Annotated in this window: 21 protein-coding genes; 17 read left to right on the top strand and 4 right to left on the bottom strand. The window is 47.8% G+C overall.

Annotated elements, in window-relative coordinates; all coding sequences use genetic code 11:
- Positions 1-299 precede the first annotated feature (299 nt).
- Positions 300-767 (top strand): Lrp/AsnC ligand binding domain-containing protein, encoded by a 468-nt coding sequence (locus tag KVT36_RS06925; protein WP_029465139.1) that lies wholly within the window; start codon positions 300-302, stop codon positions 765-767.
- Positions 768-885: 118 nt separating this feature from the next.
- On the opposite strand, the gene KVT36_RS06920 is transcribed toward KVT36_RS06925, so the two are convergent.
- Complete coding sequence (locus KVT36_RS06920; RefSeq protein ID WP_217602767.1) at positions 886-1,575, bottom strand: alpha/beta fold hydrolase; 690 nt, start codon at positions 1,573-1,575, stop codon at positions 886-888.
- Positions 1,576-1,729: 154 nt separating this feature from the next.
- On the opposite strand from KVT36_RS06920, the gene KVT36_RS06915 reads away from it, so the two are divergent.
- The 14 genes from KVT36_RS06915 (at position 1,730) to KVT36_RS06850 (ending at position 17,780) form a co-directional block, all read left to right on the top strand.
- Positions 1,730-2,458 (top strand): DUF4290 domain-containing protein, encoded by a 729-nt coding sequence (locus KVT36_RS06915; RefSeq protein WP_217602766.1) that lies wholly within the window; start codon positions 1,730-1,732, stop codon positions 2,456-2,458.
- On the top strand, positions 2,455-3,765 hold the full coding sequence (gene murA, locus KVT36_RS06910; protein WP_217602765.1) for a UDP-N-acetylglucosamine 1-carboxyvinyltransferase: 1,311 nt from the start codon (positions 2,455-2,457) through the stop codon (positions 3,763-3,765). The genes KVT36_RS06915 and murA overlap by 4 nt, the downstream gene beginning before the upstream one ends.
- Positions 3,766-3,891: 126 nt before the next feature.
- Positions 3,892-4,458, top strand: coding sequence for a guanylate kinase (gene gmk / locus KVT36_RS06905; RefSeq protein ID WP_217602764.1), 567 nt, complete (start codon positions 3,892-3,894; stop codon positions 4,456-4,458).
- Between the two features lie 123 nt (positions 4,459-4,581).
- The gene (locus KVT36_RS06900) at positions 4,582-5,850 is read left to right on the top strand and encodes a hemolysin family protein (protein WP_217602763.1); all 1,269 of its coding nucleotides are present in this window, start codon (positions 4,582-4,584) and stop codon (positions 5,848-5,850) included.
- Between the two features lie 672 nt (positions 5,851-6,522).
- Positions 6,523-7,341: a twin-arginine translocase subunit TatC gene (gene tatC, locus KVT36_RS06895; protein WP_254639877.1), complete on the top strand. Its 819-nt coding sequence runs from the start codon at positions 6,523-6,525 to the stop codon at positions 7,339-7,341.
- A gap of 50 nt (positions 7,342-7,391) precedes the next feature.
- Complete coding sequence (gene rpiB / locus KVT36_RS06890) at positions 7,392-7,853, top strand: ribose 5-phosphate isomerase B (protein ID WP_217602761.1); 462 nt, start codon at positions 7,392-7,394, stop codon at positions 7,851-7,853.
- 134 nt (positions 7,854-7,987) lie between these two features.
- Positions 7,988-9,571 carry a M28 family peptidase gene (locus tag KVT36_RS06885; RefSeq protein ID WP_217602760.1) on the top strand — a complete coding sequence of 528 codons (1,584 nt, stop codon included), beginning with the start codon at positions 7,988-7,990 and terminating at the stop codon, positions 9,569-9,571.
- Between the two features lie 550 nt (positions 9,572-10,121).
- A complete protein-coding gene (locus KVT36_RS06880) occupies positions 10,122-10,622 on the top strand; it encodes an RNA polymerase sigma factor (protein ID WP_089907435.1) in 501 nt (166 codons plus the stop codon).
- Positions 10,623-10,701: 79 nt separating this feature from the next.
- Complete coding sequence (locus KVT36_RS06875; protein WP_217602759.1) at positions 10,702-13,053, top strand: ATP-dependent helicase; 2,352 nt, start codon at positions 10,702-10,704, stop codon at positions 13,051-13,053.
- 75 nt (positions 13,054-13,128) lie between these two features.
- The gene (locus KVT36_RS06870) at positions 13,129-13,590 is read left to right on the top strand and encodes a regulatory protein RecX (RefSeq protein ID WP_217602758.1); all 462 of its coding nucleotides are present in this window, start codon (positions 13,129-13,131) and stop codon (positions 13,588-13,590) included.
- Positions 13,591-13,663: 73 nt separating this feature from the next.
- Positions 13,664-14,458: an amidohydrolase gene (locus KVT36_RS06865; RefSeq protein ID WP_217602757.1), complete on the top strand. Its 795-nt coding sequence runs from the start codon at positions 13,664-13,666 to the stop codon at positions 14,456-14,458.
- Between the two features lie 53 nt (positions 14,459-14,511).
- Positions 14,512-14,901, top strand: a complete 390-nt coding sequence (locus KVT36_RS06860) for a VOC family protein (protein ID WP_217602756.1) — start codon at positions 14,512-14,514, stop codon at positions 14,899-14,901.
- A 10-nt stretch (positions 14,902-14,911) separates the two neighbouring features.
- Positions 14,912-16,015, top strand: a complete 1,104-nt coding sequence (gene nagA, locus KVT36_RS06855) for an N-acetylglucosamine-6-phosphate deacetylase (RefSeq protein ID WP_217602755.1) — start codon at positions 14,912-14,914, stop codon at positions 16,013-16,015.
- Between the two features lie 70 nt (positions 16,016-16,085).
- Positions 16,086-17,780 carry a glycosyltransferase family 39 protein gene (locus tag KVT36_RS06850; protein ID WP_217602754.1) on the top strand — a complete coding sequence of 565 codons (1,695 nt, stop codon included), beginning with the start codon at positions 16,086-16,088 and terminating at the stop codon, positions 17,778-17,780.
- 55 nt (positions 17,781-17,835) lie between these two features.
- Here KVT36_RS06850 and thiL read toward each other — a convergent pair whose 3' ends face one another.
- Complete coding sequence (thiL, locus tag KVT36_RS06845) at positions 17,836-18,870, bottom strand: thiamine-phosphate kinase (protein ID WP_217602753.1); 1,035 nt, start codon at positions 18,868-18,870, stop codon at positions 17,836-17,838.
- 14 nt (positions 18,871-18,884) lie between these two features.
- A complete protein-coding gene (locus KVT36_RS06840) occupies positions 18,885-19,655 on the bottom strand; it encodes an inositol monophosphatase family protein (RefSeq protein ID WP_217602752.1) in 771 nt (256 codons plus the stop codon).
- Positions 19,656-19,740: 85 nt separating this feature from the next.
- Here KVT36_RS06840 and KVT36_RS06835 point away from each other — a divergent pair, with 85 nt between their 5' ends.
- Both KVT36_RS06835 and KVT36_RS06830 read left to right on the top strand, forming a co-directional pair.
- Positions 19,741-21,285: a GH3 auxin-responsive promoter family protein gene (locus tag KVT36_RS06835; protein WP_217602751.1), complete on the top strand. Its 1,545-nt coding sequence runs from the start codon at positions 19,741-19,743 to the stop codon at positions 21,283-21,285.
- A gap of 94 nt (positions 21,286-21,379) precedes the next feature.
- Complete coding sequence (locus tag KVT36_RS06830; RefSeq protein WP_217602750.1) at positions 21,380-22,021, top strand: LysE family translocator; 642 nt, start codon at positions 21,380-21,382, stop codon at positions 22,019-22,021.
- Positions 22,022-22,113: 92 nt separating this feature from the next.
- On the opposite strand, the gene KVT36_RS06825 is transcribed toward KVT36_RS06830, so the two are convergent.
- Positions 22,114-23,148: a 2-oxoacid:ferredoxin oxidoreductase subunit beta gene (locus KVT36_RS06825; RefSeq protein WP_217602749.1), complete on the bottom strand. Its 1,035-nt coding sequence runs from the start codon at positions 23,146-23,148 to the stop codon at positions 22,114-22,116.
- Positions 23,149-23,208 lie beyond the last annotated feature (60 nt).

The raw sequence follows: 23,208 nt of genomic DNA, 5'->3' as shown, positions 1-23,208 counted from the left end.
CTTAGCACAAATAAGATTAGTGGTCAACCCATTACGCTATGTTTATCCTGGACTCCCCACCCTCGAGACAAGAGGGCATGTCTGCCAATTCCATCACCCCACAGTATATGTTGGCAATTTGTTTCGGAAGGCGTGGGCTACTTTTTAGCCTGGCTTATTTCCGTTTTTCAAACTTTCAATGATGCAAATCTAAACAGAGAGGGGATTTTTTGCAAATTTTTTAAGAAAAATTTTTGAAATTTCGATATTTTTTAAATATTTGCATGGGTATTTAAAACAATCAAAAACAAATTGTAAAAATGAGCCACAATTTGAATATTGACAAACTTGATCTTCAGATCATCAGTGAAATGATGAACAACGCAGAGATCTCCTACGCCGACCTCGGGAAGAAATTGTTTGTTTCCGGTGGAACGATCCACGTAAGAATGAAGAAACTACAAGAACTGGGTATCGTTAAAGGTACAAAATTACATGTAGATTTAAAAATGATCGGGTACGATGTAATAGCCTTTATTGGTATTTACCTGGAAAAAAGTTCTATGTATGACACCGTGGCCAAAGAACTGCGTAAGATACCTGAAATGGTACGCCTGAACTATACAACCGGCAGCTACAGCATGTTTGCAGAGATCATCTGTAAAGACATTACCCAGCTGCGGAGAATATTACATGATGAACTGCAGAAGATCAAAGGCATTGAAAGAACGGAAACCCTCATTTCCCTGGAAGAGAGCTTTTACCGTACCATCAATGTAGTTGAGTAGCCCTGAGCGAATCCCGTTGTGAAAAGAACGTTGTGAATTAAAACTGAGCAAGCTAACACAGAACTGTAGCTACTGTAGGTAAGCATAACCTCCTTCACGTACTATGAATAATACAGCGTTATTCATTTAAAAATCTCTGTAGCAGCGCCGCTACCAGCGCAGGATCCGCCTTTTCCAGCGGATGCGGTGTATTGGGCAGCACGGCCAGCTGCGCCTGTGGTAAGGCACGGTACACTTCCACCGTTTCTGTTAAGGTTACCATCGTATCCCGGTCGCCCAGCATCAGCAGGGCCGGGGTAGTAATGGCCGCATAGTCTTCCGCTGCCAGCAAAGGCTGCACGCCCAGCTGCTGCATCAGGCCTGCAGTATGGGATAACACCTTTTTCCAATCCTGCCGGGCATGGCGCTGCTCTAAAGCCGTGGCAAAGGCAGGCACCTTTTGCTCAATAACAGCAGCATCCATCATGTTCACTTCTTTGGCGGCAATAGCAGCATTCCAGTGGTACTTGGTAGCTAATGTGATCACTTTACTTACCCGCTGCGGGTAATGCCTGGCCAGGTACATAGCTACATACCCGCCCATGCTGTAACCAAAAAGGGGGATGGCGTTCAACTCATAGGCATCCAACTGATCCAGCACCTGCTGCGCCAGCAGCGGTACGCTAATACCTTCCCGGGCCGGTTCAGCCAGGCCATGGCCTATAAAATCAAGTGTGTAAACGGTATGCTGTTCTTCTAACAGGGAACGTAGGGGTAAAAATTGTGCTTGAGTGCCCAATGCGCCGTGTAGCATTAAAATGGCAGGCATATTGTAAAGTATATTTGAGGTTTTTTTGCTAAGTTTGCAGCTACGGTTACTTCACAGCAAAGTACACTTTATTCCTTACTTTGTTTCTTCGCGTAAAGTTGACTTAACAATCCGAACAAATTTATTGACTTTTATACTATAGATAATTCTTCTAATGGAATACAATACAACCCGTAATCATTTAATAATGAAGGAATACGGCAGGAATATTCAGAAAATGATCGAATACCTGCTGAGCCTTGAAGATGAGGAGCAACGCCAGGGCCAGGCTATGGCCTTAATAGAGCTGATGGGCACCCTGAACCCCCACCTCAGGAACGTTGAGGATTTCCGGCATAAGCTGTGGGATCACCTGTTCCTGATCTCTAATTTTAAGCTGAACGTAGAATCTCCCTACCCCATACCCACCCGTGAAACGCTGAAATACAAGCCTGAAAAGCTTACGTACCCTAAAAAATATCCCAAGCTGCGCCACTTTGGCAAAAACCTGGAAATGGTGATTGACAAAGCCCTGCATGAGGAGAACCCGGAGAAAAAAGAAGGGTTTACCCAGTGTATCGGCAACTACATGAAACTGGCTTACAGCAACTGGCATAAAGAAAGTGTGCATGATGATGCGGTACGTTCAGAGCTGAACACCATTACCAATGGGCAGCTGGAATACCATGCCGGCACCGGCAGCAGCCATGTGGCAACTCCCAGCTTCAGCGGTGGTAACACCGGTAACGAGTTTCCCCGCAGCGGTAATGTTAGCGGCGGTGGTGGAGGCAGCATGAAGCGCAAATCCTTCCAGCAAAATAAATTCAAGAGCAACAACGGCAAAGCCGGTGGTGGTGGTAAGCACAGCAACAATAAGTACAATAACAAAAACAGGAACAAGTGAGCAGTGCTTTTGAAGTAAGGGGCGGTAACCGCCTCAAAGGGGATATTGTGCCCCAGGGCGCCAAGAACGAAGCATTACAGATCATTAGCGCGGTATTGCTTACGCCGGAAAAAGTAACCATCAGCAACATCCCGGACATTCTGGATGTAAACCTGCTGATAGAGCTGCTGGCAGATATTGGGGTAACCGTGAGCCGCGTATCCCGCGATACCTGCGAATTTACCGCCGCCAATATAGATATGGCTTACCTGCAGAGTGCCGAATTTAAAAAGAAATCCGGCCGCCTCAGGGGTTCTGTAATGATAGCCGGCCCGCTGCTGGCCCGCTACGGCAAAGCCTACATTCCCAAACCCGGGGGTGATAAAATAGGACGCCGCCGCCTGGATACACATATTATTGGTTTTGAGAAGCTGGGCGTACAGTTTGTGTACGATACAGATGATAACTTTTTCCGCCTGGAAGCTGCAGACGGTTTAAAAGGCACTTATATGCTGCTGGATGAACCTTCTGTAACCGGTACAGCCAATATTGTAATGGCCGCCGTAATGGCCAAAGGCACCACCACTATCTACAACGCTGCCTGTGAACCCTACATACAACAGCTGTGCAAAATGCTGAACAGCATGGGGGCTAACATTAGGGGCGTAGGCTCCAACCTGATCACCATTGAGGGTGTAACTTCCCTGAAAGGCTGCAGCCATGCCATGCTGCCGGATATGATCGAGATAGGCTCCTTTATAGGGCTCGCTGCCATGACGCAGAGCGAGATCACCATCCGCAACGCCGGAGTAGAGCACCTGGGTATTATACCGGAAAAATTCCGCCAGCTGGGTATTCACCTGGAGTTGAGGGGCAATGATATTTATGTACCTGCACAGGATTCTTACGAGATACAAACGTTCCTGGATGGGTCTATCCTTACCATGTACGATCATCCCTGGCCGGGTTTTACCCCCGACCTGCTGAGCATTGTGCTGGTAGTAGCTACCCAGGCTAAGGGCAGTGTAATGATACACCAGAAAATGTTTGAGAGCCGCCTGTTCTTTGTGGATAAGCTCATAGATATGGGCGCCCAGATAGTGCTGTGCGATCCGCACCGCGCCGTTGTAATAGGCCTGGGCCGGGAGCATGCGCTAAGGGGTATTACCATGTCATCGCCCGACATACGGGCAGGGGTGGCCCTGCTGATTGCCGCCCTGAGCGCAGAAGGCAAAAGCACCATTCAAAATATTGAACAAATAGACCGCGGCTACCAGTACATTGATGAGAGGCTGAGAAGGCTGGGCGCGGACATTAAGCGCGTATAACTTTTTTAATTACGAATTAGGCCGAACGCTGAATGCCTAATGCTGAACGCTGATTGTGTTTTGCTTCAGGCATGATGTTTTCAGCGTTAAGCGTTCGGCGTTAAGCATTTAGCGTAACTCATTTGGATGGACCATAAGATCATCATCATCACCGCCCCCTCCGGCGCAGGTAAAACCACTATTGTAAGAAGATTGTTAGCGGAGCTGCCGCAGCTGGCATTCTCTATTTCCGCCAGTACCCGCAGCCCCCGGGAAAATGAAGTGCACGGGCGTGATTATTACTTCCTTTCTACCGACGAATTTCATCAGAATATTGAGGCGAACGCCTTTGCAGAATACGAAATGGTATACGTAGGCAAGTACTATGGCACCCTTAAAAGTGAGCTGCAGCGTATCTGGGACCTGGGTAAGGTGCCCATGGTGGATATTGACGTAAAAGGCGCTGTGTCCATAAAAGAAAAGTACCAGCAGGCCGCCCTTACCATTTTTATACAGCCGCCCTCCCTGGAAGCGTTGCGTGAACGCCTCAGTGAGCGGGGAACAGAAACACAGGCATCCCTGGAAGAGCGCCTGGCCAAAGCCCGCTATGAGCTTTCCTTTGCTCCTGAATTTGATGAAATAGTGCTGAATGATGAGCTGGAAAAAGCATATGCCACGGTAAAAGCGCTGGTTTTGAACTTCATAGAAATTTAATAGCCCCCTGAACGGGCCCTCTCCCTCAGGAAATACCTTAAGTACCGGTGAATAGTGAAATACGCTTGCATGCAATTTGCAGTGGCGTCATTCGCAATTGTGTAAAATCTTATATTTGTTGGAATGGACAGTTATACTACCCTAATATTGGTTGGCTTGGTGCTTCTGGCTGGTTTTTTTGCCGGTCTGGAAACGGCCTTTGCCAATGTGAATAAGCTGAGTATTGAGCTTAAAAAGAAGCAGGGCAGGGCTACCGGCAAGATCCTGGCTACTTTTAATGAGAACCCGGCCCGGTTCCTGGCTACCAGCCTGCTGGGCCTTGGCATTATACTGGTTATTTACGGGATCATGTTTGCGGGCATTTTCCAGCCCCTCTGGGAATCTAACGTAACGCCGTCGCTAAGTACCAGCTACCAGCCCCTTTTGCTGTTAATGGAAGTATTAGTGGCCACCTTTATGGTGCTTTTCCTGGGCTTTTTTATACCCCGGGCCATTTTCCGCTCCCGGCCGGAAGCGCTGCTAAGCTTTTTTGCCTTACCGATTTCTGTTATTTCCAAGCCATTATACGTAATAGGCAACCTGCTGGTATCTATTTCCGAATGGATCCTGAAATACCTGTTCAACGTAAGGATCATGGAAAACAGGCCTTCTTTTGTACGGGTGGATGTGGAGCATTTCATACGTCAGTCGCAGCAGCACTTTGCAGAAAGCCAGGAGCTGAATACGGAGCTGTTTGAAAATGCGCTGTCGCTGGCCCATGTAAAGATCCGGGGCTGCTTAATACCCCGTAAGGAGATAGAGGCGCTGGAAATAGTAAGCCCTATTGCGGAAGCACGGCGTAAGTTCATGGAAACCAAGCTGTCAAAAATTATTATTTACGAAAATACTATTGACAATATCCTGGGTTACATTCACCAGCTGGATATGTTCAAGAACCCGGCGGATATTACGGCTATCATACATCCCATTATGGTGGTACCGGAAACCATGAGCGCCATAGACCTGCTCAGCAAGTTCAATAAAGAGCGTAAAAGTATTGCCTGGGTGGTGGACGAGTTTGGTGGCACTGCTGGTATTGTAACTATAGAAGATGTGCTGGAAGAGATCTTCGGGGAGATCAAGGATGAGCATGATGTAGAGGAGTTTGTAGAAAAACAGATTGCTGAAAAAGAATATATCTTCTCCGGCCGCCTGGAGTTGGATTACCTGAACGAGCGCTATGGATTTGATTTTCCGGAGGATGAGAGTGAAACGCTCTCCGGTTACATTATTAACCACCACGAGACCATTCCCCGGCTAAAAGAGCGCATTATTATTGACGATTATGAGTTTGATGTGCTGAATGTAACAGATACGCGGATTGAAATGGTGAAAATGAAAATTTTAGCGTAGGCATACAACCCGCTATGGTTCCGGAGTTTAGCAGAGATAAACAAATCCTGAAAAAGAAATAAGAACCAATCCTTGACATTGTCTATATTTTTTTAATATATTTGCAATGTGAAGAAGGGAAAGCCTGCAAAAACGATTGAGTAAAAATATTTGCTAAATCGTTTTAAAAAAAGTCTTAGGAATTTAACATGGATTTTATACATTTGCTACAGACGATGTAACACTATTATTTGATTTTTGTTAAAGGGTTGTAAAAAATATTGTTACAACGTTGATAATAAAATAATTCTTTCTATTTTTGTGATAGAAATTTAGACGCAACCAGAGATAAAACTTATTTTGAAAGCTTGCCATCAATCGAATAAGCAGCAGATCTGGAAGCAGAAGACATTCTCGAATTCAACTTTTTTGGGGTTAACAAACAATGGATGAAAGGCCGGCTCTTGATTCTTCTCGGGCTGGCTCTTTTTTTGTACCTACCTCATCTCCCCTTGTGTAGTTCACCTATACCACTACTACCTCCACTTAAAGTCTTAAATAAAGCCTTCATCTACATTTTTACTTATTGCTTGGAGCCTTTCTATATATTTGTGATTTTGATTTCATTCTACACCGATCTACTTTAATACGATGTTCAAGAAGATTTTCGCGAATAATAGTGACAAGGCAGAAATGTCTTTTTTCGACCACCTGGAAGACCTGCGCTGGCACATTATCCGGTCAGTATTAGCCATTTCGGTGTTCAGCATTTTTGGTTTCGTATATACTAAAGAGATACTGGACAATGTGATCTTTGGGCCTACCAATGCCAACTTCCCTTCTTATATACTCATGTGTAAGGTGAGTCATTGGGTGGGCATGGGCGATAAGTTGTGTATCACGCCTGTAAAGGTGCAGTTCCAGAACTTTAAGATGGCCGGGCAGATCATGCTGCAGTTTAAGCTGGCCTTTATACTGGGCCTGGTGCTGGCCTTCCCTTATATCTTCTGGGAGTTCTGGCGGTTTATTAAACCCGCGCTAAAGGACAGAGAGCTGAAAGGCGCCCGGGGCATTATTTTCTGGGTATCGTTCCAGTTCTTTTTAGGCGTGGCATTCAGCTATTTCCTGATGGCGCCTTTTACCATTAACTTCCTGGCCGGTTACACGGTAACAGATAAAGCGGTGAACCAGTTCTTCCTGGATGATTATTTCTCTTTAATGACGCAGATCATACTGGGTATGGGTGTGTTGTTTGAGCTGCCGATACTGGTATTCTTCCTCACCAAAATAGGCCTGTTAACGCCGGATTTCATGCGCTCTTACCGCCGCCACGCTATTGTGGTGATACTGGTGCTGGCAGCGGTTATTACACCGCCCGATGTGGTGGATCAGCTGATTGTATTTACGCCGCTGTATTTACTGTATGAAATCAGTATCTTTATATCCAAGAAGGCGCTGAAAGATATGGATGACAGCGATCGCCGACCGGTAGTAGATGAAGAGTGGTCTTAACAGGTTTCAGACAGGATCGCAGATCTGAAATCGTAAATGTGAAAACTGATATGCAACATCCACCATTATTTAACATGTCATTACCGGTAGCTGTAGGTTCCGACCATGCCGGGTTTGAGTATAAAGAAGAAATTATTTCTTACCTGGAAGGCCTGGGTCTGCAGGTGAAAGATTTTGGCGCACATTCAAAAGATTCAGCCGATTATCCGGACTATGCGCACCCGGTAGCTACTGCAGTAGAAAGAGAGGAAGTAGCCTTTGGCGTACTGGTATGCGGCAGCGCAAACGGAGTGGCCATTACCGCTAATAAACACCAGGGCGTACGCGCTGCCATTTGCTGGGGCGAGGAGCTGGCCAGGCTGGCACGTGGGCATAATGAGGCTAACATCATCTGCATTCCTGCCAGGTTTGTAGATACGGATGTAGCCAGGCAAATGATCAATGTATTTATCAATACACCGTTTGAAGGCGGGCGCCATGAGAACAGGGTGAGAAAGATAGCCTGTTTGTAAGAAGAAGATACACTGTAATACAGCCATCGTATAACAAAGCAAATTATTAAGCCGGGATGAGTATGCAAAACTTGCTCCCGGCTTTTATTTTTTATAACCGGCAACTTGATTATCCTTCCAAATAATCTGATACTATGAAACGATCTGTACTCCTTGCTGTTGGCTTGTCCTTGTGCATAAACGTATGGGCCCAGCAGGATGAAAAAATTGCTACACCGGTCGGCCAGCCGGCAGTGGCCGCACGTTTTGGAGAAGGCATTACCCCCCATGCTGTAAAAGAGCAATTGCAGATAGTGGCCGGCGCCGGCATGCAGGGCCGGGAAACCGCTACAGAAGGGCAGCAGAAAGCCGCTAACTATATCATATCCCAATTTGACAAAGCAGGGTTGCAGCCAGGCGCTAAAGGTAAGTGGGAGCAATATTTTTATTTGTACCAGGATACGCTTACCAGCAGCAAAATAGTGGTGGATGGGCACAGCTATATCTTTGGCAAAGATTATTACAGCAGCCTGTATGCCTGCCAGAACCAGCAGGTGAAAACTTCCAGGATAGTATTTGCGGGGTATGGCATTAACTCCGGTGAATATAATGATTACAACAACCTCGATGTAAGCGGCCAGGTGGTATTGCTGCTGCCCGGGGAACCGCATAAGGATGATACTACCTTCCTGCTTACCGGCACCCGCCGCCCCTCTGCCTGGGGAGGTGTGAACAAAAAAATTATAGAAGTGGTGGAACGTAAGCCGGCAGCAGTGCTGGTAGTAAATGAAGGAGCCAGCCGTATGGAAAAAGTAAGCGGTAACGGTTTGTATAAAACGCCTACTTACATGCGCAATCCCAAACAAACACCAACAGCTGTCACCAATGTATATTATATATCTCCTGAAATGGCAGCAGCCCTGTTAGGTATAAAGGATGCAGCGGCCCTGCTGGATCCTGCAGCAGCAGATAAGCTGAAACCGCGTGTTATAAGAAAATCGGTACAGCTGCAGTTTAAAAAAGATGTGAAGGAGCTGCGCTCCAGTAATGTAATAGGTTACCTGGAAGGTACAGATAAAAAGAACGAGCTGGTATTTGTAACTGCCCATTATGATCACTTAGGCAAGCGTGGGGAAGAGTTATTCTATGGTGCAGATGATGATGGCTCCGGCACATCGGCCGTAATGGAAATAGCCGCTGCTTTTGGCCGTGCGGTGAAAGCCGGTTATAAACCCCGCCGCAGCCTGGTGTTTATGACGGTATCCGGCGAGGAGAAAGGTTTGTTAGGCTCTAAGTTTTATACAGATAATCCTATTTACCCGCTGGAACAAACCGTGGCGGATCTGAATATAGACATGATAGGCCGCATTGATCCCATGCATGAAAAAGATACGAACTATGTATATGTGATCGGGGATAATAAGCTGAGCTCTGCCCTGCGGCCCATTAATGAAGCGGCTAATAATACCTTTACCAAATTCCACCTGGATTATAAGTATAATGATCCTGATGATCCTAACCGCTTCTATTACCGTTCCGATCATTACATGTTTGCGCTGCATAACATTCCTATTATCTTTTACTTTAACGGCACACATGAAGACTATCACCGGCCAACCGATACGGTGGATAAAATAGATTTCCCTTTGCTCTCCCGCCGCGCCCAGCTTGTGTTTTATACGGCCTGGGAAATAGCCAACCGTGAGGAAAGGCTGCCGGTGGACCGGCATGAAAAATAATGTGCAGGTGTGCAGATATGCAAATGTGCAAATGAAATATGCGGTACATCTCCGCCATTTCCATTTGCACATTTTTGTTATTAGTTATATTACCCAAATCTGCACATTTGCATATCTGCATATCTGCACATTTGCCCATTTCGTATAGCCACAAAAAAAATAGGTTATCCTCTTTTTTTTCAATAACTTAGATATGGTTGTATAAGCATTAAACAAGTAAAATATTTTTTATTTATTTAATGTTAACGCAACGGATCATGTTGGAATAGAATACCAGCAATCAACCAAGACAATAGGAAACCCTCGGAATCAAATTGAAGAACCTGGTATTTGTTCTGTTGCTAATCTGTAAGAAATAATCATTGAGCGGTCATCAGAGTTTAATGTAGAATGCAAGTTATTGTGCCCCCCGCTTTGTCAGGTAAACAAAAAGGTATTACCGTTATGAAAAAAATCTCCTGAGCTACGTACCCCCCATACCGTAAGGAATGGATAAATGGCTTTAACAGCAGGACAATGTCATATTGTATAATCCTAAAAGTAACGTCATATGTGTTCCACCGAATTCAACACTTTGTTAATGGGAAATGCTGATTTCCTCAGGCCCTACGCAATTACCCTTACCAAGGATTCGGAATCAGCCAAAGATCTTTACCAGGAAACCTTATTCCGCGCACTGGCTAACCGGGAAAAATACCTGGCCGGCACCAACATACGGGCCTGGCTGTATACCATTATGCGCAACATTTTCATTAATAATTACCGCCGTGGCAACCGGCAGTACCGCTTGCTGGATAATGCGATGGGCGATTTTCTTTTGCACCAGCAGCAGCCCTCCATTGGCAACTATGCGGAAAATGGTTTACGCGTAAAGGATGTGCATATGGCCATTTACAACCTCCCTGTTATTTTCAAGCAACCCTTTCTGCTGTATTTTGAGGGATATAAATATTATGAAATTGCAATGATCCTGAATGAGCCCCTGGGTACGGTGAAAAGCCGCATCCACTTTGCAAGGAAAATGCTGAAATCGCGCATTGCACGCTACTGAAGCCGCTCCGGCTCCCACTATCCACTAACTACTAACAACTATCATTTGGCATAGGGAATTTGGTTATTTTTACACCCTGATGAAGCCAAACTACCTAGACGAACTGAATGAACGGCAGCAAGAGGCCGTAATGCATATTAACGGGCCGCTGATGATAATAGCGGGCGCCGGCTCCGGTAAAACCAAAGTGCTTACTACCCGTATTGCCCACCTGATGCGGCATGGGGTAGATGCCCTTAAGATACTATCGCTCACCTGTACCAACAAGTCTGCCCGTGAAATGAAAGAGCGTGTAGAAAAAATATTGGGCGGCAATGAAGCCCGTAACCTCTACATCGGCACCTTTCACTCCGTATTTGCCAGGTTATTACGCGCAGAAGCGCACCGCCTGGGTTATCCCAATGATTTTACCATTTACGATACGGACGATGCCAAGAGCGTGCTCAAAACTATTATTAATGAGCAGAACCTGGACGATAAACACTATAAGCCTAACTTTGTATACAACCGTATTTCCGCGGCCAAGAACAGCCTGATGGGCCCGGAGGAATACCAGCACGATAATTTCGTACAGCAGGAGGATATGCGGGCCAACCGCCCCATGATAGGCAAGATCTATGACATGTATGCCAAACGCTGTTTTAAGAACGGCGCTATGGACTTTGACGACCTGTTGTTTAAAATGTACATTCTGCTGAAGCAGTTCCCGGAAACCCTGCACAAATACCAGCATAAGTTCAAATACATTATGATCGATGAGTACCAGGATACCAACCCGGCGCAGTACGAGATCATAAAGCTGTTAGGATCTGTGCATGAAAATATTTGCGTGGTGGGGGATGATGCACAGAGCATTTACTCTTTCCGTGGCGCCACCATTGAGAACATTCTGCAGTTTGAAAAGGATTATGATGATGTGCACGTGGTAAAGCTGGAACAGAACTACCGCAGTACCAAATCCATCCTGAACGTAGCCAACGAAGTAATTGCGCATAACAAAGGCCAGATAGAAAAAGCCCTGTGGACCAACAACATGGAGGGCGAAAAAATTAAGCTGGTGCGCACCATGACGGATAATGAGGAAGGCAAGTATGTAGCAGATACGATTGCAGAACAAAAGCTGCGTAACCACTATGATAACCGCGACTTTGCCATCCTGTACCGCACCAATGCGCAAAGCCGCTCTTTTGAGGAAAGCCTGCGCCGCAAAGCCATTCCCTACCGCATTTACGGCGGCATTTCCTTTTACCAGCGGAAAGAAATAAAGGATTTCCTGGCTTACCTGCGTATAACCATTAATACCCGCGATGAAGAGAGCCTGAAACGTATTATCAATTACCCGGTAAGGGGCATTGGTAAAACCACTATAGAAAAAGCAGTGGTCATCAGCAATGAGCAGAACATTACTTTCTGGGAAGTGCTGGAACGTGGCCGTGAGTTTGGCTTTAAAGGCGGTACACTGGAAGCGGTGGAAGGGTTTGTAACGATGATCAAAAGTTTCCAGGCCATCCTGGAAAAACATAATGCCTACGATGTGGCCGTACAGGTGGGCAAAAGCACCAACATTGTAAAAGAGCTGTTTAACGATAAAACTACGGAAGGCCTGGCCCGGTATGAGAACATACAGGAGCTGCTGAACTCCATAAAAGAGTTTACAGAAACGCCTACGGAAGATGGGGAGCTGCTGGATAAAAGCCTGGGTTCTTACCTGCAGCAGATCACACTGCTCACGGATGCAGACCAGGGCAATGATGAGAACAGCGATGTGGTAAAGCTCATGACCATTCACGCTGCCAAGGGGCTGGAGTTTCCGGTGGTGTTTTCTGTAGGGCTGGAGGAGAACCTGTTTCCGAGTACCCTTTCCATTAATACCCGCGAAGAGCTGGAAGAGGAACGCCGTTTGTTCTACGTAGTTATTACCCGTGCCAAAGCCCGGCTGTGGCTTACCTACGCCAGCAGCCGTTATCGTTTTGGCAGTTTGGTGAATAATGAGCCCAGCCGTTTCCTGGAAGAAATGCCGGAGCAGTTCATAGACCGTAGTTATGCAGGCGGCAATGCCATACGTGGTTTTGGCGGTGGCGGCGGTGGTGGTTTGTGGAACAATGGCGGCAATAATATGTTTGACCGCATGCAAAAGAAAGCGCCTACAGGTCCTGCAGCCGGTTCTTCCGCTTCATCATCCTCTGCACGCCCGGCGCCCAAGCCCGCTGCACCGGTTGGTAACCATGTACCTTCACCGGGTTTTGCGCCCGATGATCCGGCTACTATGGAAGCAGGTATGGAGGTAGAACATCAGAAGTTTGGCTTTGGAACCATTCTGAGTATGGAAGGCGCCCCCAATAACCGTATTGCCACAGTGGTATTTCCCAAAGGAGGCGGCGAAAAAAAGATCATGCTGAACTACGCACGGTTAATGATCGTGAAGAAATAAATAATTAGCTGTTAGCCTTTAGCTGTTAGCTTTTAGCCCGCTAATGGCTAATAGCTAACAGCTAAAAGCTTTAGAATGAACAATGCTGCTTTACAAAAGCTTCGCCACTACTGCGCCTACCAGGAGCGCTGCCATAGCGAGGTACATCATAAATGCCGGGAGCTGGGCCTGCGGGGCGAAGAAATAGACCAGGCCATTGCGGAGCTGATCGCTGATAATTTCCTGAATGAGGAACGTTTTGCCAAAGCCTTTGCCGGCGGCAAGTTCCGCACCAAACAATGGGGCCGCCGTAAAATAACCATGGAGCTGCAGCAAAGGCAGGTATCGCCCTACTGCATTAAAAAAGGCCTGCAGGAAATAGATGCGGATGATTACCGGGATACGCTGGAACGGCAGGCCGCCAAAAAATACGCTTCCCTGGAAGGGGAGCATCCCCTGAAACAAAAGCTGAAAACCATTCAATACCTGGTACAAAAGGGCTTTGAGCCGGAGCTGGCTCAGGCCGCGCTTGAACAAATTGTAAATGACAAGCCATAAAATTTAAAAGTTTTTAAGCCCGTAGAGCGTACATTTGTTAACTACGAATTGACCATTCGTAACTATAAGCATTATGTCAGATCTGAAAGTAACACTTATACAGTCGCAGCTGCATTGGGAGAATATAGCAGAGAACCTGCGTATGTTCGATGAAAAGATCAATGCGATCCCTGAACGTACAGAAGTGATTGTGCTGCCGGAAATGTTCAGCACCGGTTTTAGCATGGAATCCGCCAGGCTGGCGGAAACGATGGATGGCAGCGCTGTACAGTGGATGAAGAAAAAAGCGGCGGAAAAAAATGTGATCATCACCGGCAGCCTCATTATACAGGATGGCGACCGTTATGTGAACCGCCTGGTATGGATGCAGCCCAACGGCGTATATGGCATTTATGATAAACGCCACCTCTTCGGGTATGCCGGCGAGCATGAGCATTACCTGCCTGGCGACAAACGCCTGATAGCACAGGTAAAGGGCTGGAAAATAAACCTTTCTGTTTGTTATGATCTGCGCTTCCCGGTATGGGCACGTAACGCAATTGTTGCAGAAACCGGGGCCCCGGCCTACGATGTGCTGATCAACGTGGCTAACTGGCCGGAGCGGCGCAATACCCCCTGGAAAACCTTGCTGCAGGCCCGCGCCATAGAGAACCAGGCTTTTGTAATTGGTGTGAACCGTGTAGGGGATGATGGTAACAACATTTACCACAGCGGCGATAGCAGCATTATTGATCCCATGGGCGAGATCATTTACCAGAAAGCGCATGATGAAGATATATTCACTTACACGCTGGAACGCGTACGCCTGGAGGCGGTACGGAAAAACCTGCCTTTCCTGAAGGATGCGGACAGGTTCCAGGTATTGTAGTCATACTGAGCCCGTGGCCTTTCCCGGGTTTACAAACCTCCTAATTACATTCCATGTCTTTGCTTTCCGGTATTCATCACATTGCCATTATCTGTTCTGATTACGAACGTAGTAAAACCTTTTACACACAGGTATTGGGTATGCAGATAGTGCGGGAAGTATACCGGGAGGAACGCCGGTCCTGGAAGCTGGACCTGGCTTTGGGTACGCAGTATGTAATAGAGCTGTTCTCTTTCCCCGAGCCGCCACCCCGGCCCAGCAGGCCGGAAGCGCAGGGTTTGCGGCACCTGGCCTTTACCGTGCAGGATGTGGATACGGCCGTAGCGCAGCTGCAGGCCAGTGGCGTAACACCGGAACCCATACGAGTGGACCCTCACACGGGTAAGCGCTTTACTTTTTTTACCGACCCTGACGGACTACCCTTAGAGCTATACGAAATTTAACTTTGCCAGCATGTCAGTTACTTACACCAATGCACGCATTTTCACCGGCGACCGTTTTCTGGACAACCACGCAGTATTAACCGATAACGGGCGTATTGTGGGCCTGCTGCCTGTTACGGAAGTGCCTTCCGGCACTCAGGAAATAGACCTGGGCGGGGCTACCCTGGCGCCGGCATTAATAGACCTGCAGATCTATGGAGGTAACGGGCACCTGTTTCCCTTTAGTACGGATGCAGCATCGCTGAAAGGCACCTATGAATATTGTGTGAGCGGTGGTGCTGCTTATTTTATGCCTACCATACCTACCAGCTCACGGGAGATAATGTTACGCTCTATGCAGGCGGTGAAAGATTACTGGCAACAGGGCGGCAAAGGTGTGCTGGGCCTGCACCTGGAAGGGCCTTTTATGAACCCGGCAAAAAAGGGCGCCCACCTGGAACAATATATTACTTCCCCAACACAACAGGATATAAACTGGTTACTGGAACATGGGCGGGATGTTATTAAAATGATGACCCTAGCACCGGAGTGCTGTGATCCGCAGCTGGTAAAACAGTTACAGGATGCCGGCATACTGGTATCTGCCGGGCATAGTAATGCGACGTATGAGCAGGCATATGCCGCTTTTGAGCGGGGTATTCCAACCTCCACACACCTGTTCAATGCCATGTCGGCCCTGCAAAGCCGGGCTCCGGGCATGGTAGGCGCTATTTATGATCATGATCGTATATGCGCCAGCGTAGTGGCAGACGGGATCCATGTTGATTTCTCTGCTATCCGCATCAGTAAAAAGATCATGGGGCAGCGGTTGTTCCTGATCACGGATGCAGTGGCGGAAGCCCGCAGCGGCGACTACATTTACATTTTTGATAAAGACCGTTATGTGAATGCCCAGGGTACCCTGGCCGGTTCCTGCCTGACCATGATGCAAGCTGTAAAGAACTGCGTGGAAAAGGTAGGCATTCCCCTGGACGAGGCATTGCGCATGGCCTCTGCTTACCCTGCCGCCCTGGCCGGGATGGAAAATGAGCTGGGCCGCATCAGCGCCGGTTACCGGGCTGCCATGGTGGCTTTTAACGAACAGCTGCAGGTGGTACAGACCATTACGGAATGAGGGAAGATGGTATGCTGCTCCGTTTTAGTATCTTCGCGCTTAACAATTTCTTAATCTGTTCAAGGAAGATATGTCGGCACTAACGCGTTTTTTCACCAAAGATCATTACAGGAATAGTTTTTTACTGGGCTGGCTGGTGCTGGCATTGGTGCAGGCTGGCGTAACGGAACTAATGGATGATGAGGCCTATTACTGGGTATACTCCCGCCACCTGGACTGGGGTTATTTCGATCATCCGCCCATGATAGCCCTGCTCATAAAAATGGGTTATGCCCTGTTCCACAATGAGTTTGGCGTGCGCCTGCTAATGGTAGTGCTGAATGTTTGTACCCTTTGGATCACCTGGCGCCTGATACCCCAAAAACATAACCGCCTCTTTTACATGGTGCTGTGCGCTATGGGAGCTATGCAAATAGGGGGCATGCTGGCCGTGCCGGATGTACCGCTGATCTTCTTTGCCGCTTTATACTTCTGGATATACCGCTTGTTCACAGAACAGCAAAGCTGGCGTAATACGCTGCTGCTGGGCATTAGCATGGCCCTGCTGTTTTACAGTAAATACCATGGCATACTGCTGGTGTTCTTTACCGTAGTATCTAACCCTAACCTGCTGCGGGTATTTAAGTTCTATGTAGCGGTGATCATTACCACCGCCTTATTCCTGCCGCATATTTACTGGCAGGTGGCGCATGGGTTCCCTACCCTGCAATACCACCTGGTAGAGCGTAATGCTCCCAGCTATGATATTAGCTATACCCTGGACTATTTGTTAGGGCAGCTATTATTATTTGGTCCACTTGCAGGCTGGCTGCTATTGTACTATGCCTTCATTTGCCCCATACAAAGCAGCTTTGAACGTACATTAAAGGTAACCCTGATCGGAGTGCTGGCCTTTTTCCTGCTCAGCACTTACAAAGGCCGCGTAGAGGCCAACTGGACGGTGATGGTATTTGTACCGGCGGTGATACTGGCCCACCAGGCTATTATCCGCCGCAGAGGCTCCTGGAAGCTGCTGCGGTACCTGGCCTATGCTACCCTGGCTATTGTACTGGTGGTGCGTGTGTATATGGCCTGGGACTTTTTACCGGGTGTGGAGATACGGCCGGAAATTCATCATAACCGGGAGTGGGCCGCTGCCCTGCAGGCCAAAGCAGGTGATAAGCCGGTGGTGTTCATGAACAGCTACCAGCTGCCTTCCAAGTACATGTTCTATGCGCCGGGTACCTTATCCTATAGCCTGAACAGCCGTTATGCACGGCGCAGCCAGTATAATTTCTGGGATACGGAAACACAGCTGTGGGGCAAACCCGTAATGCTGGCTTTTCAGCGGGGAACAGAGCTGCCCATTACTGATAGTATAAAAACGGTAAAAGGCACCTGGGACTACTACAACATACCGCAATACTATTCTTACTCCCTGAGCCGCCTGATACCGGCTATGAAAAAGGTGCAGGCCCGGCCTGGTGAGCATATGGCCTTCATACTGAAGGTACGTAACGATTACGGGCGTCCCATTCCGCAGGATACAGCCCATGAAGCCCTGCTGGGGTACGCTTTTGTGCACAAAAGGGATGGGCTGCCGGCAGTGAAAAGCTCCATAGATCTGTTCAAAGCTATTGAACGCCGTATTATCCGTATGGAAGTAATTATGCCGGAGCAGCCGGGCACCTACCAGCTGAAGTTCTGCGTATTTGCCGGCATATTACCGCCCACGCATAATAGCGAGGCCGTGGAGGTAATAGTGAGTGATAAGATCAACAAATAAAAAAAGCCGCAACTGTTTTGGTAGCTGCGGCCAATATATTTATACCGATTTGTAATTACTGCTCAAACGCGTTCCAGCCCTGGGCTACCAGCTTATACTTATTACCGCCTTTGGTAATAATATGCGCGCCTTCGCTAATATCCGTCATGTAGCCGATAACGCTGATCTGTTCTGACAGCACCAGCTTATCATAGTCCTCCTGTTTAATGGTGAACAGCAGCTCATAGTCTTCCCCGCCGCTTAATGCGCAGGCAGTAGGGTCTAAGCCAAATTTGAGGGCCTGCTGTTTGGTTTGATCCTCAATGGGGATCTTTTCTTCATACAGCACACAACCCAGGTTACTTTGCTTGCAAATATGCAGGGTCTCAGAACTAAGGCCATCGCTGATATCCATCATGGCAGTGGGTTTTACGCCCTGCTCTTCCAGGTATTCCACAATATCCTTACGGGCTTCCGGTTTCAGCTGCCGGCCTATAATGTAGGTTTGGTCTTCCAGGTCCGGCTGCAGCTGCGGGTTTTCCTGGTAGATCTTTTTTTCACGTTCCAGCAGGGTAAGGCCCAGGTAAGCGGCGCCCAGGTCGCCGGAAACGCAGAGCAGATCGCCTTTTTGGGCGGTAGAGCGTTTTACGAACTGGTCGGGTGTTACTTCGCCCAGCGCGGTTACGCTGATCACAAAACCTTTCTGGGAGGAGGAGGTATCCCCGCCTATGAGGTCTACGCCATATTTTTCACAGGCGGCATATACGCCGTCATAGAACTCGTTTAAAGCCTCTACTGAAAAGCGGTTGCTGAATGCAATGCTTACTGTAATATGGGTAGGGGTGGCGTTCATGGCATAAATGTCTGACAGGTTCACCACCACAGATTTATAACCAAGGTGTTTCAGGGGGGTATAAGCCAGGTCAAAGTGAATGCCTTCTACCAGCATATCAGTGCTGATAACGGTTTGTTTGCCAAAGTGATCGATCACGGCGGCATCATCGCCTACACCTAATACGGTGCTGGCCTGCTGGATCTCTATGTTACGGGTTAAAAATTCTATCAGGCCAAACTCCCCCAGGGAGCTGATCTCTGTGCGTTCGTCACTCATAAATTTATCTGTTACTATTTGGCGTTTACTGCTTGCAGTAGCTGCTCATGTATTTTACCATTACTGGCAATGATCTTCTTCTGGTGGGGGGAGAAATAGTTTCCCTTAAAGTCCGTTACCTTACCGCCTGCTTCTTCCACAATAACAAACCCGGCAGCGGAGTCCCAGGCATTCAGCTTATGCTCATAAAACCCGTCAAAGCGGCCGGCGGCTACCCAGCAAAGGTCTATAGCAGCAGAACCCAGGCGGCGTAAGGGCAGCCCTTGTTTAATGAAGCGGCCAAATACGGTTACGGGATCATTATCCTCTTCTTCCCAGGTATAGGGGAAACCGGTTACCAGGCAGGCTTTGGCCAGATCGGTTTTGGCTGATACCTGTATGGGCTTATTGTTCAGGGTAGCGCCCTGTCCTTTTTCTGCAAAGTAAAATTCGTTCATGAAGGGGTTGTACACCGCGCCCATGATCATTTTCCCATCCTGCTCTATACCTATGGATACGCAGCACAGGGGAATGCCGTGCGCAAAGTTCACCGTACCATCCAGCGGGTCTATGATCCACTTAATATTGGAGGCGGTGCTCAGCTCCCCGGCTTCCTCACTTAGAATGTAATGGTCCGGGTAAGTTTCGCGGATGACGCTGAAAATAGCGCTTTCTGCTTTTTTGTCGGCCTCTGTTACCAGGTCGTTAGCCGTACTTTTGCTGTCTATTTGAAAAGTGCCGTTGAAATATTCCTGTAATATTTTTGCCCCGGCTTCTGTAGCTTTGAGTAAAGTGGCTTTTAACATGCCGCAAAGGTAGGAATTTACACCTACTCACCACTTATAACTAATTACCGTATTTTTGCATTTCAAATAATGTGAAGGAAAATTAATGGCCATCATCGGTAATCTCATATCCAGGTCACTGCGTATCCGTAAAAAGTTCACAGTTAAGTTAGGGACTCCCCGCCAATACCAGCTTCAGGTACTGCATAGGTTGCTGGAAAAGGCAAAGAATACACAGTTTGGCCGCCATTATAAGTTTCAGGAGATCTTGGATAGCCCGAGCTTTATGGCACAGTACCGGGCCCGCATACCGGTGCATAACTACAACAAAATGAATGCGGAGTGGTGGTATAAGGCCCTGGAAGGGGAAGATAATGTGAGCTGGCCGGAAAAGGTGAAATACTTTGCCCTCAGCTCCGGTACCTCCGAATCTGCCAGCAAGCACATACCAGTTACCCGCGACATGCTGCGCACCGTGAAAAAAGTAGGGGTGAAGCAGCTATACTCCATGGCTAACTTTGATATACCGCCCCGCTCCTTTGAAAAAGGCATCCTGATGCTGGGGGGCACCACCTCCCTGTATGAAAAGGGCGATTATTACGAGGGGGATATGAGCGGTATACAGGCCAAGAACATTCCCCGCTGGTTCCGCCGCTTTTACAAGCCGGGCGGCCGTATCTCCAAAAAGCCCAACTGGGAGCAGCGTATTAAGCTCATTGTGCGTAAAGCGCGGCAGTGGGATGTAGGTACCGTATGTGGCGTACCTGCCTGGGTGCAGATTGTGCTGGAGGAGATTATTAAGTACCACGGTGTAAAAAATATTCATGAAATATGGCCTAACCTGGCCATTTACATACACGGGGGCGTATCTTTTGAGCCTTACCGCGATAGTTTCCAGAAGCTGCTGGGCAAGCCCATTACGTTCATTGAAACGTACATGGCTTCCGAAGGCTCCTTTGGTTTCCAGGCCCGGCCCGGTACCAAAGGCATTAAGCTGGTGCTGAATGCAGGCATTTTCTTTGAATTTATTCCGTTTAACGAGGAGAACTTTGATGCAGACGGGGAAGTAAAACCCAATCCCAAATCCTACATGATACACGAAGTGGTGGAGGATGTGGAGTATGCCGTAATGCTGAGCACCTGTGCCGGCGCCTGGCGTTACCTGATAGGTGATGTGGTAAAGTTCACCTCTGTAAAGGAACATGAGATCGTGATCGTAGGGCGTACCAAACAGTTCCTGAGCCTATGCGGAGAGCATATGAGCATTGATAACATGAACAAGGCTATTGATATGGTGCAAAAGAAGCTGGGCATTACGGTAAAGGAATTTACCATTGCAGGCTTCCCATACGAGAACCTGTTTGCCCACCGCTGGTACATAGGTACGGATGATGTGAATGTAGACAGCAGCAAGGTGCGCGAGATCATTGACCAAACGCTGAGCGAAGTAAATGATGACTACGCCGTGGAAAGAACTGCTGCCTTAAAAGAGATCTTTGTAGAGATATTGCCGAACGAGGTGTTCATTGATTACCTGCGTTGCAAGGGCAAGGAAGGAGCCATGAACAAATTCCCAAGAGTGCTGAAGGGTGAAAAGGCAAAAGACTGGCAAAGTTTTTTGGAAACAAAAGCAGTAGCTAACGGAAAGTAAACTTATTATAATGGGGCCCGTTCACTCTGGGCTCCATTTAACATTTTAAAAAAGATGGGTAACTTTAGCGATTCAGTTACCCTTTTTTTATTACATGATAGCAGCAATCGTAGCAGGATTAGGACTGGGCGTTTTTCTATCATTATCGGTGGGGCCGGTAATATTTGCCATCATTAAGTACAGCATCAATAACGGCTTTAAGGCAGGCATCAGCTTTGTGCTGGGCGTGAGCTTCAGCGATATATTGTTTGTGCTGATCGGCAACCTGGGTACCGCTTTTATTGAAGGCCTGGAAGATTATAAGCGCACTATTGGCGTAGTAGGCGGTATTATGCTGGTGGGCATGGGACTGTACGGCCTGTTCTTCAAAAAAATAAGGATCAGCACCGGGGAGGAAAAACCGGAAATGTTCCGCACGCATGATTACCTGAAGATCTGGCTGGCGGGTTTCCTGATGAATACCCTGAACCCCGGCGTGATCATTTTCTGGTTAGGCGTATGCGTGGCTAACAGCGCTACTGCAGTAAGCCACCGGCTGATCATGTTCACCCTGTGTTTGGTGTTTGTATTGTCTGCTGATATTTTTAAGGTATTTGTAAGTAATAAGATCCGTCATAAGCTTACTATGAATAACGTAGTATGGCTGAATAGAATTGCCGGCGCCAGTATGGTGCTGTTTGGCGTGGTGCTGTTGTATAAGGTGCTGTTTGATGTGGGAGCATTGGGCGCGCATTAGAAAATGTGCAGATAAATTGAATGATATTATAAAATGAAAAGGTGCAAATGATCAGTCATTTGCACCTTTTCTATTTTGCGTATATGCTTGGTCTAGCGGATTGTCCAGGTTTCATTACCAGCCAGCAGCTTATCCAGGTCGCCGGGGCCTCTTTTGGCAATAGCGTCTTCTATCTGGCGGGCCATCCCTTCTTCATAAGTAGGGCGGGTGGTTTGGTAAAACACGCCAAAGGGGCGGGGCAGGTGGCCTTCGATCCGGGGATCATCAAAGATACGGGTTAAAAGCTGTGCCTTATAAAAGTCCTGTTCGTCGTGGATCCACAGGTCGCTGGCGCTGTATTGCTCGCCCAGGGTTACTACCACCGGTTTTAAACCGTCCAGGCGGATGCCTTTATCTTTCTGCGCACCAAAGATCAGGGGCTGGCCTTGTTCCAGCGTCACGGTTTCTGTGGGGCGGGTGCCTTTTTCTGTAAATATTTCAAAAGCGCCATCGTTAAAGATGTTACAGTTCTGGTATATTTCCAGGAAGGAGGCGCCTTTATGGGCATGGCTGCGTTTCAACATTTCCTGCAGGTGTTTGGGATCACGGTCCATGCTGCGGGCTATAAAAGTAGCATCCGCACCCAGGGCCAGGGCCAGGGGATTGAACGGATGGTCTATACTACCCATGGGGGTGGACTTGGTGACCTTGTTCTCCTCGGAAGTAGGGGAGTACTGGCCTTTGGTAAGCCCGTATATCTGGTTGTTAAACAACATGATATTCAGGTCAAAATTGCGGCGCAGCAGGTGAATGGTGTGGTTACCACCTATGGACAGGCCATCGCCATCACCGGTTACTACCCATATGCTCAGCTCCGGACGGCTGGCTTTTAAGCCGGAGGCTATTGCCGTGGCACGGCCGTGAATGGAGTGCATGCCGTAGGTGTTCATATAATACGGGAAGCGGGAAGAGCAACCGATACCGGAAATGATCACTATATTTTCGCGGGGAATATTCAGCCCCGGCATTATGGTTTGTACCTGTTTTAATATGGAGTAGTCTCCGCACCCCGGACACCAGCGTACTTCCTGGTCCGTTGCAAAATCCTTGGCGGTCAGCGCCTGCGGAGCTATAGTTGTTGTTGACATCCGTTTATATATTAAAAGTCTGCAAATTTAAGTGCCAATTGATAATTAACAAGGAATAAT

The organism is Chitinophaga sp. GbtcB8, assembly GCF_019091455.1.
Classification (GTDB): domain Bacteria; phylum Bacteroidota; class Bacteroidia; order Chitinophagales; family Chitinophagaceae; genus Chitinophaga.
This window is presented reverse-complemented; position numbering and strand designations above follow the sequence as displayed.